Here is a 13,265-nt window from a genome sequence, read left to right as displayed (position 1 = left end):
GGACGCAATCACCGATGACCCGCAGTACCCCCCCGCCCGCTGAGATCACCGAGCAGGCCAGCGCGCTGCGCGACAAGCTGAACGACTGGAGCTATCGCTATTACGTGCTGGATGATCCGGCTGTCCCGGACGTCGAGTACGACCGCCTGTTTCGCGAATTGAGCAAGCTGGAAGCAGACTATCCGGCACTGGTCAGCCCTGACTCGCCCACGCAGCGGGTGGGTGACCGGCCTCTGGATGCCTTCGAAGAAGTACGTCATGAAGTGCCCATGCTGTCACTGGGCAATGCCTTCGATGATGACGACCTGACGGATTTCGACCGGCGCGTTCACGAACGGCTGAACGTGTCCGGCGATATCGACTACATCGCGGAGCCCAAGCTGGATGGCCTCGCCGTGAGCCTGGTGTATGAACAGGGTGAGCTGGTGCGAGGCGCCACCCGTGGCGACGGTGAAACCGGCGAAGACATCACCAGCAATATTCGTACCCTGCGCAGCGTGCCATTGCGGCTGCGCGGTGATGTGCCCGCGCTGGTGGAAATTCGCGGTGAAGTGGTGATGACCCACCAGGGCTTCGAGGCCCTCAATGCGCGTCAGCGCGAGGCCGGCAACAAGGTCTTTGCCAATCCCCGCAATGCGGCGGCAGGCAGTTTGCGGCAACTGGATTCACGCATCGCCGCAGAGCGCCCCCTGGATTTCTTCGCTTACAGCGTGGCCCGGCTTGAGGGGCGCGACTGGCCCCGGCGGCACAGCGATCTGCTGGCGTGGGTGCGCGACTGGGGAATCCGCGTCAACCGGGAAGTGCGCCAGTGCCAGGGCGTAAGCGCACTGCTGGCGTTTTATCACGATATTCTCGAGCGTCGCGCTGCGCTGGGCTACGACATCGACGGCGTGGTCTACAAGGTGGATCGGCTTGACTGGCAGGAGCAGCTCGGCTTTGTGTCTCGGGCACCGCGTTGGGCTGTGGCACACAAGTTTCCTGCCCAGGAAGAAATCACGGTACTGCGGGATGTCGAGTTTCAGGTAGGGCGTACCGGTGCCATCACGCCGGTAGCGCGCCTGGAACCCGTGCAGGTGGGCGGCGTAACAGTGAGCAACGCCACGTTGCACAACATGGATGAAATTGCCCGCCTGGATCTGCGCATCGGCGACAGCGTGGTGATTTATCGCGCCGGCGATGTGATTCCCAAGGTGGTGAGTGTGCTGGCCGACCGGCGCCCGGATGACGCAAGGCCGGTGCAGTTGCCGGCCGCCTGCCCGGTGTGCGGCAGCGACATCTTTACCCCGGAAGGCGAAGTGATTGCCCGCTGCACCGGCGGCCTGATCTGCGGCGCGCAGCAGAAGGAGGCGATCAAGCATTTTGCGTCGCGCCGGGCCATGGATATCGAGGGCCTGGGCGACAAGCTGGTGGAAGCCCTGGTGGATCAGGGGCTGGTAAACCACATTGCCGATCTGTACCGGCTTGATGCCGAACAGGTGGCCCGCCTTGAGCGCATGGGTGAGAAATCCGCCGCGAACCTGATGGCGGCGCTGGAAAAGAGCAAGCAGATGCCGCTGGCGCGCGTCCTGTTTGCGCTCGGCATCATGCAGATTGGCGAGGAAACCGCCAAGGCGTTGGCCAGAGCCTTTGGCGACCTGAACGCGTTGCGTGAGGCGGACCCCTTGCTGTTGCTGGCGGTGCCGGATGTGGGCCAGAAGGTCGCGCAATCCATTGCCGCCTTTTTTCATGAGCAGCATAACCAGGACGTGATTGATGCCTTGCTGGCCCAGGGCGTGCAGGCTCAGGGCGAGGACCGCCCCTCAGCGGAATTCGTGGCGCGGCTGGATCTGGTGCACCTGTTGGTCTCTGCCAAGGCCCTGCAGGCGCCGCTGGACGGCATCGGGCAGACCTCGCTGGAAAAACTGGGCGCGCACTTCGGCACTTTCGCTGCGTTGCGTGACGCCGATGACGAGGCGCTGTTGCAATCCGGCCTGAATGCCGCCGGGGTCGAGGCGGTGCGCCGTCTTCAGGCTGACAGAAGCTGGTGTGCGCGGCTGGCGCACGCACAAGCCCAGTGTGACGCCCTGCGCGACCGGGCGCCCGCGTCATCGTCGGCATCGCTGCCGCTGGCGGGTGAAACCCTGGTGCTCACCGGCAGCCTGTCACGCCTGACACGCGATGACGCCAAGGCGCTGCTGGAACAGCTGGGTGCCAAGGTGGCAGGTTCCGTATCGAAGAAGACCAGCCGCGTGTTTGCCGGTGAAGCGGCGGGCAGCAAGCTGAAAAAAGCGGAAGAGCTTGGCATCCCGGTGCAGGACGAAGACGCGCTGCTTGCCTTGCTGGCCGAACACGGGTTAACTCCTGACTCATGATAAAACTTGCGCTACTACTGCCGTTGTTGCTGATCGTGTCGCTGACAAGCGGCTGTGCCATGCGTGCGCCGGATAACGTGGACAACGCCTGTGCGATCTTTGACCAGCGCAACAGCCTGTTCAACAACTGGCACCGCCAGGCGCGCAAGGCTGAACGTGAATTCGGCGTGCCGGTGCCGGTGATGATGGCCACCATCTATCAGGAATCGCGCTTCCAGCCGCGTGCGCGCCCGCCCCGGCGCAAGTTGCTCGGTTTTATTCCCTGGCGTCGCCCGTCCAATGCCTTCGGTTACGCCCAGGCACTGAATTCCACCTGGGACTGGTACAAGGAAGATGCCAACCGCGTCTGGTGGGCGCGACGTACGCGCTTCAAGGACGCCGTGCATTTTGTCGGCTGGTACCATGATCAGTCGCATCAGCGTAACGGCATCGCGAAGACCGACGCCTACAATCTTTACCTGGCCTACTATTCCGGGCATGGTGGCTATGCGCGGGGTAACTATCGCAACAACCGTACCATCATCAACGCGGCAGCCAGGGTGGCCTCGATGTCCGATACCTATGAACGCCAGTTGCGCCAATGCGGGCGCCTGTAGTCATGGATAACGAATAGCGATGGATAACGAATCGATTGTCTATGGCTGCATCAAGCATCTGCCCTTCGGCGACAAGGTGCAGCGCCAGGCCAGCTATGTCCGGAACCGGCGCGTGATCCGGCAACTGCCGCAGGCTGATGAATGGCCGTTCCTGTGCCGCGAGATGTTTTCCGTGCCGGGCGATGATCTGATGGGCGGCACCTTCCAGACCCAGGTGATTCACTTCGGCATGTCCTACCAGGCGGTGGAATACGAGTGGGAGCACTGGCTGCACAAGTTCGAGTCGCTGCTCAAGCAGATGTACTGGGTCAGTGCGGTCGTGCATCTGGAAACCGAGCTGGCCGGCCACCACACGTTTGTCTGGGATTGCGCAGAGGTTTGCCACGAACCCGGTGACGAACCCCTGCGCGTGCGCTGTGAATGGGCCAGGGAAGGCGCTATCGCCTGATCCCCGGTTCCCGATCTCAGGCGGCGCTGCGCAGTTGCCGCGCCGCTTCCACCATGGCCAGCAGGGCCTCTTCGGTTTCCGGCCAGCCGCGCGTTTTCAGCCCGCAATCGGGATTGACCCAGAGTCGTTCTGCCGGCAACTGCCGTGCTGCCTTTTGCATCAGGTTCACCATCCAGTCCACCTCGGGAATGTTCGGCGAGTGAATGTCGTACACGCCCGGGCCGATGTCGTTGGGGTAGTGAAATTTCTCAAACGCTTCCAGTAACTCCATGTTCGAGCGGGATGTCTCGATGGTGATCACGTCCGCGTCCAGTGCGGCAATCGCTTCGATGATGTCGTTGAACTCTGAATAGCACATGTGCGTGTGAATCTGGGTGCTGTCCTGCACGCCGGTGGTGCTCAGGCGGAAACAGGCCACAGCCCAGTCCAGGTAGGCGCCCCAGTCCGCGCGGCGCAGGGGCAGGCCTTCGCGGAACGCGGGTTCGTCGATCTGGATAACATGGATGCCGGCAGCTTCCAGGTCGTTCACTTCATCGCGCAACGCCAGCGCCAGTTGTTCGCAGGTGCGCTGGCGCGGCTGGTCATCACGCACGAAGGACCATTGCAGGATCGTCACCGGGCCGGTGAGCATGCCCTTGACCGGCTTGTCGGTGAGCGACTGCGCAAACGCTGTCCACGCTACTGTCATCGGCGCGGGGCGCGATACGTCGCCAACGATGACCGGCGGCTTCACACAGCGAGAGCCGTAGCTCTGCACCCAGCCGTTTTGGGTGAAGGCAAAGCCGTCCAGCAGCTCTCCGAAATACTCCACCATGTCGTTGCGCTCCGGTTCGCCGTGGACCAGCACATCCAGCCCCGCCTCTTCCTGGAAGCGGATGCAGCGGGTGATTTCGGCGCGGATCGCGTCGGTGTATGCCGCATCATCCAGCGTGCCTTTTTTCCAGTCCCGGCGCAGCGCACGAATTTCGCGCGTTTGCGGGAAGGAGCCGATAGTGGTGGTGGGGTAGGCGGGCAGTTGCAGGGCGCTCTGTTGCTGCGCGATGCGCTCGGCAAACGGCGGGCGTTGCTGGCGGATCTCACCGATGTTGCTGAAGCGCGTCTGAACGGCTGCATTATGGATGCGCGACGACGTACGGCGAGCAGCCAGCGCGTTACGTTGTGCCGTCAGGGCGTCGGCGCACACGGCCGGGTCGACCAGTGCCTGGCCCAGCAGCGCCAGTTCATCCAGCTTCTGATGCGCAAAGCTGAGCCAGCTCTTGAGTTCGTCATCCAGCTTTTTCTCGTGCGCCAGATCCACCGGCACATGCAGCAGCGAGCAGGAGGGTGCCAGCCACAGGCGCTCGCCCAGCGCCTCGGCGGCGGGCTTGAGTGTTTCCAGCGCGGCGTCGAGATCGGTGCGCCAGATATTACGGCCGTTGATGATCCCGGCGGACAGCACCTGATCGTCGCGCAGACGCGGCAGTACCGTCGCCAGTTGCTCCGGCGCGCGCACCAGGTCCAGGTGCAGACCCGCCACAGGCAACGCCAGGGTGGTGAACAGGTTGTCGTCCAGGCCGCCGAAATAGGTCGCCAGCAGCAGTTTCACCGGGCTGGCGGCGAGTTGTTCATAGACGCGCACGAAAGCCCGCTGCCAGGCCTCCGGCAGGTCCTGTACCAGAATCGGTTCGTCGATCTGCACCCAGGTCACGCCCTGAGCCGCCAGGCGCTTGAGCACCTCGCGGTACACCGGGATCAGCCGTGCCAGCAGGTCCAGTTTGGCTGCGTCGGCGGCCCCGTCATACGCGTCGCCCTTGCCCAGATACAGCCAGGTCAGGGGGCCGGGGATCACCGGCCGCGCCTGATGCCCCTGCTGTTGCGCCTCGCTGACCTGCTGGAACAGCTCCTCGCGGGCAATGCGGAAGGTCTGTTCCGGATGCAGCTCCGGCACGATGTAGTGGTAGTTGGTATCAAACCACTTGGTCATCTCGCAGGCGGCCGCCGGTTCGCCGCTGGGCGCCCGGCCACGGGCCATGCGAAACAGGGTGTCCAGGCTGACCGACTGATCGTCACGCTGGTTGAAGCGCGGCGGCACAGCGCCGAGCAGGGTGGTCCACTCCAGAATCTGGTCGTACCAGGCGAAATCGCCCACCGGCACGGTGTCCAGCCCGGCCTCGGCCTGGGCGGCCCAGTGGCGGGCGCGCAGTTCGCGGCCCACATGGGCCAGTTCGGAGGCTTGCAGGGTGCCAGCCCAGTAGGCCTCCTGGGCCTTCTTCAGTTCGCGGTGGGCGCCGATACGGGGGAAGCCCAGGTTATGCAGGGTCGGGCGTTGGCTGCTCATGTGCGGTCTTTTCCATGGTTGATGAACGATGGCAGCTATTGTGCTGGGTATGCTTGTTGAGTAAAAATCAACATATGCATCCATACTATGAGATTTGTTCATCATGATAGAGATTCGCCACCTGGAGACCCTGACCGCCATTCGCGAGGGCGGCAGTCTGGTGGAGGCCGCCGAGCGGCTGCATGTCACCCAGTCTGCGTTGTCTCATCAATTACGCGACCTGGAGGATCGTCTGGGGCTGCAACTGTTGAACCGGCGCACCCGCCCGGTGCGGTTTACCACCGCCGGGCTGCGCCTCCTTGTCCTGGCCGACGAGGTGCTGCCGCGCTTGCGCGGCACCGAACGCGAGCTGAAGCGACTGGCTGCGGGGCAGACCGGGCGGCTGCATCTGGCTATCGAATGCCATTCCTGTTTCCAGTGGCTGATGCCGACGCTGGATGTGTTTCGCGGCCAATGGCCGGAAGTGCAACTGGACCTGTCGGCGGGCTTTTCCTTTGCGCCGCTGCCGGCGCTGGTGCGCGGTGATCTGGATCTGGTGATTACGTCGGACCCGATCGAGATGGAGGCAGTGAGTTATATCCCGCTGTTCCGCTATGAATTGGTGCTGGCGGTGGCCCGCGATGCGCCGCTGGCTGCGGCACGTTTTGTGCGCCCGGCACAACTCGCTGACCAGACCCTGATCACCTACCCGGTAGAACGGGACCGGCTGGATGTGTTTACGGCCTTTCTTGATCCGGCGGGCGTCGAACCGGCTGCGCTACGTACCGCCGAACTGACGACGATGATGGCGCAGCTGGTCGCCAGTGGCCGCGGTGTCGCGGCGTTGCCGAACTGGGCGTTGACGGAATATTTGTCACAGAAACTGCTGGCGACGTGTCGCCTGGGCGAGGACGGCGTGTGGCGTACGCTCTATGCGGCGGTGCGTGTGGAGGAGGAGCAGGCCGCCTATATCCAGGATTTTCTCGCCATGGCGCGGGAGCTGTGCTTTCGCGATCTCAGCGGCATTCGCATGCCGCGTTGACCCCTGCTTTTCCGCCTTTGTTACCAGCAATCCTGTAGTACGGCATCGAGTGCAGTAATGACCCAGTCTTCGGCGTTATGCATTGGCCTGCTGCCGCGCAGTTCGTCAAGTACGGCAGCCATGGGCAAGCCGCTCAGGGCGTAGTTCAGTCGCGCCAGGTCGCCCTGCCCATGGGGCCAGAGGCGTCTGGCGAAATCTTTCGCCACGCGATGGTGATCGGCCGCGAGTGCTTCGGCCCGTTTGCGCACCTTGGGGGGCCAGTGTGAACCAAGCAGGTCTTCGCGCCGCCAGGCCATCAGCACCAGCGCTTCGGCTCGGTGTTGCCGCGTGCGCGCAATGAAGTAACGCACCGCCGCATGGGCGGCAGCGCGTGTGTCGTCATGCTCCAGCAATACGGCCTCCATGCCGCTCTGGAAACGCTCCGCGCAGCGCAACCACAGTGCTACCAGCAATGCATCCCGTGAAGGAAACCGATGATACAGCGACCCGCTGGGGGCATTCAGTTGCTCGCACACCCGGGTCATGGTCAGGGCGCGCATGCCATCACGCTCCAGCACATCGAGTGCAGCGTCCAGCACGATATCGGTTGTGAACTTGCCTGGTCGTCCCATGGATGATAATTATAGAGAGTATTCTCTAATATTAAAAGAGGGCATGTGATGACCACCAATCTGATGACAGAAATGACCTATGCGGACCTGATCCGCGCGTGCAGGGCGCAGACGCGTCAGTACGTGGAGGTCTCCACCGAGGGGCCGATAGCCACCGTTACCCTGAACAATCCCGAGCGGCTCAACTCCCTCACGCCGGTGTTGTGCTACCAGCTGCAACAGGCTTTACGTTCAGTGGTTGAAACGCCGGATGTGCGGGTCATCGTGCTGACGGGCACCGACCCGGCGTTCTGTGCGGGCGGCGATCTGGACTTTATCCTCATGGCGGAGGATTCACTGCGTCATGGTAACGAAGGCGCGGTAACGGTATGGCGCTGGATTCGACGTCAGTTCGGTGGTGTGGCGCGGCTGCTGGCGCAGAGTGACAAATATATTATCGCGGCACTGAACGGCCCTGCCGCCGGCGTCGGTTTGTCGTTTGCATTTGCCTCGGATTACCTGCTGGCGTCCGAGCGCGCCAGACTGGTGCTGGCATTCGCGGCCATTGGTCTGGTGCCGGAAGTCGGATGCAACTGGCAGTTGACGCGCCGACTCGGCTACCAGAAAGCGATGGAGCTGTTCATCGCCGGAGAACGGCTGTCTGCCGAGCGTTCACTGGAACTGGGATTGGTGAATCGGGTAGTGCCGCACGATCGTCTCCTCGACGAGGCACAAGCCTGGGCAAACCGGGTCTGCGCATTACCGGCCAACGTAGTGGAAATGGCCAAGGTACAGATGCGCAAGGTGGTCGACATGCCCTGGGATCAGGCCATCGTAATGGAAGAATTTGCGGAGCCGATCTGCTTTACGCCGCAAAGTCATCGTGATGCGGTCAGGGCCATGCAGGCGGCTATCCGGCAACGCTGAGGCTGGCAATTCGCCACCATTGATAATGCCCTGACGATAATGCAGTGTGCAGTCGTTGCAAGGCGCGCAGGAAAGACACGACGCGCCCACCCGGACGGTACCGGGATGCAAGCGGGTGCGGGGGCACATGATGGCGGGATGCTGTTCTTGTTCGAATGGCTGATTCCGGCCCTGGCAAAACATGGGCGGAATCAGCAGATACGACGATCACCTTGATGTCATAGCACGGTGCCGCTGCTTGCAGGCGCTGTGTCGGGATCTGTGCGCGCAGATTGCTCGCCGCGCCACCAGCCAGCGCCATGGCACTCGCAGCCTCCTGTTTCGCCGCGGTGATCGTGCCGACTGCTTTTTCGTGATCGCAGAAGGGGTGGTGTACACCTCACTGTTGTCCTCTTCGGGCCGTGAGTTCATTTCCTGTGTAGCGGGTCCCGGGGATCTGGTGGGGGCTGCCGCCTACTTTGATGGTGCCCCACGGGAAGCAGACTGTACGGTAATGGCCCCCTTGCGCGTTGTAAGCGTTCCGTATTCTGCGGGGCGCGCACTGCATTCAACCCTTCTGGATGATCTGCTCTGTCAGGCCGTATGCCGACAGTGGCGCGCTGTGTTGGCCCAGACCGGAAGCCTGGCGCTGGATGAACTGGATGTGCGCCTGGCCAAAGTGCTTTGCATGCTGGATATGCAAGGTGAGGGTATGGAAGCCATGCACCCGCGTCATTTTCATCAGGGGCTGATCGCTGCCATGGCGAACGGTTCGCGCCCCAAGGTCAATCGTCAGCTTCAGCGTTTTCACCGGGCCGGCGCCATTGCATTGCGCGGTGGTGCTATTGCTTCCGTGGACAGGGACAAGCTGTCTGCGCTGGTGCAGGCCGCAGAGATGAAATGATCGATCCCTTGTTGCTGTTCCCCAGGGAACAGCGCCGAGGTCGCTAGCGCGAGACAGTGCTCCTGCAGTCAGGCAAACGCCGGCTGTCCGATATTTCTATCTGACAAGGAGCAACATCATGGAATACCGTCTGCAATTGCTGTTTGACAAGAAAGCCCTGCGGGAAGTGAAGAATGCCCGGCAGCGGATCATGCTGGCCAAGCCCGTGAACAGCGGAACGCCGAACGTGGTCTGGCAATCCATCGATCCGTTCCAGAGTACGGAAGTGGTATGGAAGGAGGAGTACGGTATTTACGCCTCCAACGCGGCCATCCAGCATGGCGCCCAGATCACCAAGATCTCTGAAACGGGGGTCCCGGCGCAGGACGGCGCCTATTACACCCTGACGCCCCAGGCCCTTTTTGAAGGTCCGAATGCGGATCAGCAAGTCCCGCGCGGTACCTTCGCTGCCCACAACCAGATGCCCTATGACGAGTATCCCTCGCTGACGTTCGGGCTGACGCAGTCGGCGTTGATCAACCAGATGCCGGTGGATCGCAAACCGATTTCGGCTACGCCGGTGTTGGCCACCCAGGCGGCTGCCATGACGCCGTTTACCCAGGTCTATATCTGGCTGCAGGCGGAATTTTCCAGTGAAACCATCATCACCAAGATTTTCGGGGCGCCGACCATCGCGCGCTTTGGCGGTGATGTCACGGATCTGACGCTGGAGTACAACCCGCAGATCGGCAAATTCACCGAGAAAGACTGATTTGGCCCGGGCATGTCCGTGTGCGGGCATGCCCGAACCACAGGGAGAACGAACATGAGAAGTTATGATTTCTTCGGTCGCGTAGCGACTGATACCGGTAACTGGCTGGCACAACGCTTCATGGCGCCCATTCCCTGGCAGGAATGGGGTTGGGAATACTGGTGGCAGATCGAGTTCCCGGCCTGGCTCGATGCGAGTCAGGGCGCCGCGGAGGGTGAGCAGTATGATTTTCGCCGCGAAGTCACGATTGAGGGGGCTGGTGTCCGCGTCGACTGGCTGATCAACAGCCTGACCACGACATCGCCCGTCGCTGTGAATCTCAAGGCGCAAACGGTGAAATCGATACAGAGCAACTTTCTGAACAGTGTCAACGAGGACATACAGAAGCTGAAGCGGCTGCCCAAGGATATTCCGGCGGTCATGATGGTCGCTGTGATTGACGCAGGCACCGAGCAGGAACTGATAAGACGTGGCTTTATCGGTATTTCAGGCATTCCGGGTACGGTGTCGATTCTGTTCCAGAACATAGCGCGTTGAAAACCTGACATGTCCCTTGTTTGAGGGACATGTCACCCCGAGCGTTACTGCGCATAATGACGCTGATCATAAAAAATGCATGATTAAGGCTTGGGGTGTTTGCTGATGTTTCGCTTTTTCCTGACAGGTTGCCTGCTGGCAGCGATGCTGCCGGCACAGGCCGGGCAGGGGTTTTATCTGGGAGGTGCCCTGGGTTGGGCGATGACCGATATTGACAGTGCCACGGTGATGGAGCGCATGGCCGCCGCCGGTATTCCCGGCACTGCGCAGGTGGAGGATGAGGATCGCCTGGCAGGCAAGGTGCTGGCTGGATACGGCTGGCGTTATCTGTTGCTGGAAGGGGCCTATGTGCATCTGGATACCCCCGACAGTGATTTTCAGAACGTCGGCGCGATCAGCGTTGACGATCTGGGGGATGTGGCGCCAGCTTCGGGTAACGGCGCGGAAGTGGCGCTGCTGGCACGATACCCTTTTACCGATCACATGAGTCTATGGTTGCGCGGCGGTCTGTTTCACTGGGAATACAGCCTGCGTGCGCAGACGCGCAAGCGCTTTACCGGCACCGACCCGACCTGGGGCGCCGGGCTGGAATGGCGCAGCCCTGGCCCTTGGCGCATGCGGCTTGGCTGGGACCGCTATCAGGTCGGTCCGGATGACACCGATCTGATCAGCCTGGCGCTCGTGCGTTATGTCGGTCGTGCTCCGGCTGCAACAGATCAACGGGTGGCCGAACCCTTGCCCGAACCAGCGCCTGTTGCTTCTCCCATGTCACCCCCGTCCGCTCCGGAGTCCGATACGGCGCCTGACCCCCATGCTTCCCCGTTCACCATCGGTGTGCTGACCTTTCATTTTGGTGAGCGCGAGCCGACCACGACCGAACTGGCCCAGATCGTCACCTATCTGGATCGTCATTCCGAGGCGAGGGTGATCGTGCGGGGCCATACCGACAATCAGGGACCGGAGGAGTACAACGAGCAGCTTGCGTTGGAGCGGGCCAGAGCGGTAGCGGCGCTGCTGATGGCGCAAGGCATCGCGGCGGAGCGCTTGCGGGTCAGTGGTGCAGGCAGTCGCGAGCCGCTGGCCGACAACGACACGCCGGAAGGCCGGGCATTGAACCGCCGGGTCGACATCACCTTGCCGGGAGGAGACGAGCAATGAATCGTAACGCACTCGGTACCACCAGATCGCGCGTCTTCGGAGCCTTGCTTGCGTTGGCGTTGGCGTTGGCGTTGACGCTGGCGGGCTGCGGCGCAGAGTCTCGTGTGGGCATCTCCCCGGGAGACATGGCAGGGGAGCCGCCGGAGAATGTGCAGGCGCAGGCGGGCGACAGCAAGGTGGCCATCCGCTGGGATTCCGTCAGTGATGCCACCGGATACCACCTCTACTACGCCACAGAAAGCATTGATGACATCGATAACCACGGCAGCATTCCCGGTGCGGAACTGGTGCTGGATGTGACCAGCCCTCACACAGTGACCGGGCTCGAAAACGGCACGCACTACTATTTCCGGGTTACGGCGTTGAACGGACAGGCCGAGAGCGCGGGCAGCGAACAGGTGACGGCCACGCCGCAGCCGTTCGTGCCGGTGGGCGGGCTGAACGATACTGGCATTGATACGTGTACAACCAGCTCCGAGGCGAGTCTTCCCTGTGATGATGCGGCGGTGACCGATTACCCCGGACAGGACGCGGTTCACGGCCGGGACGCCCAGGCGCGGGATGATGAGGATTTCCAGAAGATCGGTGCGGGTGCCGCAGGCTTCGACTTTACGCGTCTTTGCGGCAGCGGTGCGGTTGCCGGTTTCGGCGAATGCCCGGAGAACCCGACGCCGGGCGATGGGCCTAACGACTGGGCCTGCACCCGCGACAACGTGACCGGGCTGATCTGGGAGGTCAAGCTTGATGACCCTGGGCAATTGCGTCATGGCGGGCATACCTATACGTGGTACAACACTGATCCGGACACGAACGGCGGGGATGCCGGCAGGCCCGACGGCGGCACTTGCGCGGGCAGCGCCTGCGACACCCAGGCTTATGTGGCCGCCATCAATGGGCTGAATGAGGGTAACGGCCTGTGCGGTGTGAACGACTGGCGCATGCCCGATCGCGTGGCATTGCAGTCCATTGCTCATTACGGGCGCAGCTACCCGGCACTGGATACGGACTATTTTCCGAACATGATGTTGAGCGACTACTGGTCGGCAGCGACGCTGGCCTCTCGACCTGATCTGGCGCGTGCGATCATCAACCACTCAGGCGGCTACAATCTTTACAGCAAGGACGGTGCCGGTCGTGGTGTGCGCCTGGTGGCGGGTGGGCAGCCTCTGGTCGGGGGCGCGACAACCTGTGCGGGCACGGAGAATTTGCATATGCTGGCGAGCACGCCGACGGCGGATTTCGTTGACCATGGTGACGGTACGGTGACCCATACGCCCACCGGACTGATGTGGAAACGGTGCGTTGAAGGGCAAACCTGGAACAGTAGCAATAACACCTGCGGCGGTGGTGGAGGTTCCTTTAACTGGCAGCAGGCTTTGCAACGGGCACAAACGGTCAATGCATCCGATTCGGGCGCGGGTTTTGCGGGTTACAACGACTGGCGATTACCCAACGTGAAAGAGCTGCTTTCAATTACGGAACAGCGTTGTTCTGGCGGGGCTGTAAACGCCGCCATATTCCCTGGGCCTTCCGCAGCCGTCTGGACGTCGTCGCCCGTGCGCAGCAGCTCGCATGGCCATGCGTGGTACATCACAACCGGAACGGCCAACGTGACCACGGATTCCTTTGATAGAAGTAATGTCAGGGTGTTGCTGGTGCGGGCGGGGCAGTAGGCCGCCCCGCCCG

12 protein-coding genes are annotated in these 13,265 nt (G+C 62.1%); 10 read left to right on the top strand and 2 right to left on the bottom strand.

Annotated features, from left to right (window positions below; all coding sequences use genetic code 11):
* The first annotated feature begins 14 nt into the window (after positions 1–14).
* From ligA to DKW65_RS09550, 3 genes are read left to right on the top strand one after another with little or no spacing between them, the layout of a single operon-like run.
* Entirely contained in the window at positions 15–2,351 is a 2,337-nt protein-coding gene (gene ligA / locus DKW65_RS09560; RefSeq protein WP_111657025.1) for an NAD-dependent DNA ligase LigA, read from the top strand.
* On the top strand, positions 2,348–2,947 hold the full coding sequence (locus DKW65_RS09555; RefSeq protein WP_111657024.1) for a transglycosylase SLT domain-containing protein: 600 nt from the start codon (positions 2,348–2,350) through the stop codon (positions 2,945–2,947). Before ligA ends, DKW65_RS09555 begins: the two co-directional genes overlap by 4 nt.
* Positions 2,948–2,966: 19 nt before the next feature.
* Entirely contained in the window at positions 2,967–3,395 is a 429-nt protein-coding gene (locus tag DKW65_RS09550; protein WP_111657023.1) for a hypothetical protein, read from the top strand.
* 16 nt (positions 3,396–3,411) lie between these two features.
* Here DKW65_RS09550 and metE read toward each other — a convergent pair whose 3' ends face one another.
* On the bottom strand, positions 3,412–5,712 hold the full coding sequence (gene metE, locus DKW65_RS09545; RefSeq protein WP_111657022.1) for a 5-methyltetrahydropteroyltriglutamate--homocysteine S-methyltransferase: 2,301 nt from the start codon (positions 5,710–5,712) through the stop codon (positions 3,412–3,414).
* 103 nt (positions 5,713–5,815) lie between these two features.
* Between metE and DKW65_RS09540 the strand changes: the two genes are divergently transcribed.
* Positions 5,816–6,733, top strand: a complete 918-nt coding sequence (locus DKW65_RS09540; protein WP_111657606.1) for a LysR family transcriptional regulator — start codon at positions 5,816–5,818, stop codon at positions 6,731–6,733.
* 20 nt (positions 6,734–6,753) lie between these two features.
* On the opposite strand, the gene DKW65_RS09535 is transcribed toward DKW65_RS09540, so the two are convergent.
* Positions 6,754–7,344, bottom strand: a complete 591-nt coding sequence (locus DKW65_RS09535; RefSeq protein ID WP_111657021.1) for a TetR/AcrR family transcriptional regulator — start codon at positions 7,342–7,344, stop codon at positions 6,754–6,756.
* Positions 7,345–7,392: 48 nt separating this feature from the next.
* Here DKW65_RS09535 and DKW65_RS09530 point away from each other — a divergent pair, with 48 nt between their 5' ends.
* The 6 genes from DKW65_RS09530 to DKW65_RS09505 all read left to right on the top strand — a co-directional run bounded on the left by DKW65_RS09530 (position 7,393) and on the right by DKW65_RS09505 (position 13,252).
* A complete protein-coding gene (locus DKW65_RS09530) occupies positions 7,393–8,250 on the top strand; it encodes an enoyl-CoA hydratase/isomerase family protein (RefSeq protein WP_245932454.1) in 858 nt (285 codons plus the stop codon).
* 238 nt (positions 8,251–8,488) lie between these two features.
* Entirely contained in the window at positions 8,489–9,133 is a 645-nt protein-coding gene (locus tag DKW65_RS09525) for a Crp/Fnr family transcriptional regulator (RefSeq protein ID WP_162925792.1), read from the top strand.
* 118 nt (positions 9,134–9,251) lie between these two features.
* The gene (locus DKW65_RS09520; protein ID WP_111657019.1) at positions 9,252–9,884 is read left to right on the top strand and encodes a hypothetical protein; all 633 of its coding nucleotides are present in this window, start codon (positions 9,252–9,254) and stop codon (positions 9,882–9,884) included.
* Between the two features lie 54 nt (positions 9,885–9,938).
* A complete protein-coding gene (locus tag DKW65_RS09515) occupies positions 9,939–10,421 on the top strand; it encodes a hypothetical protein (RefSeq protein WP_111657018.1) in 483 nt (160 codons plus the stop codon).
* A 105-nt stretch (positions 10,422–10,526) separates the two neighbouring features.
* The gene (locus DKW65_RS09510; protein ID WP_111657017.1) at positions 10,527–11,579 is read left to right on the top strand and encodes an OmpA family protein; all 1,053 of its coding nucleotides are present in this window, start codon (positions 10,527–10,529) and stop codon (positions 11,577–11,579) included.
* Positions 11,576–13,252, top strand: coding sequence for an Lcl C-terminal domain-containing protein (locus DKW65_RS09505; RefSeq protein WP_111657016.1), 1,677 nt, complete (start codon positions 11,576–11,578; stop codon positions 13,250–13,252). The genes DKW65_RS09510 and DKW65_RS09505 overlap by 4 nt, the downstream gene beginning before the upstream one ends.
* Positions 13,253–13,265 lie beyond the last annotated feature (13 nt).

The sequence above is a fragment of the Isoalcanivorax indicus genome (assembly GCF_003259185.1).
Taxonomy (GTDB): Bacteria; Pseudomonadota; Gammaproteobacteria; order Pseudomonadales; family Alcanivoracaceae; genus Isoalcanivorax; species Isoalcanivorax indicus.
Note: the sequence above shows the minus strand (reverse complement) of the source record. Positions and strands in the feature narration are given on the sequence as shown.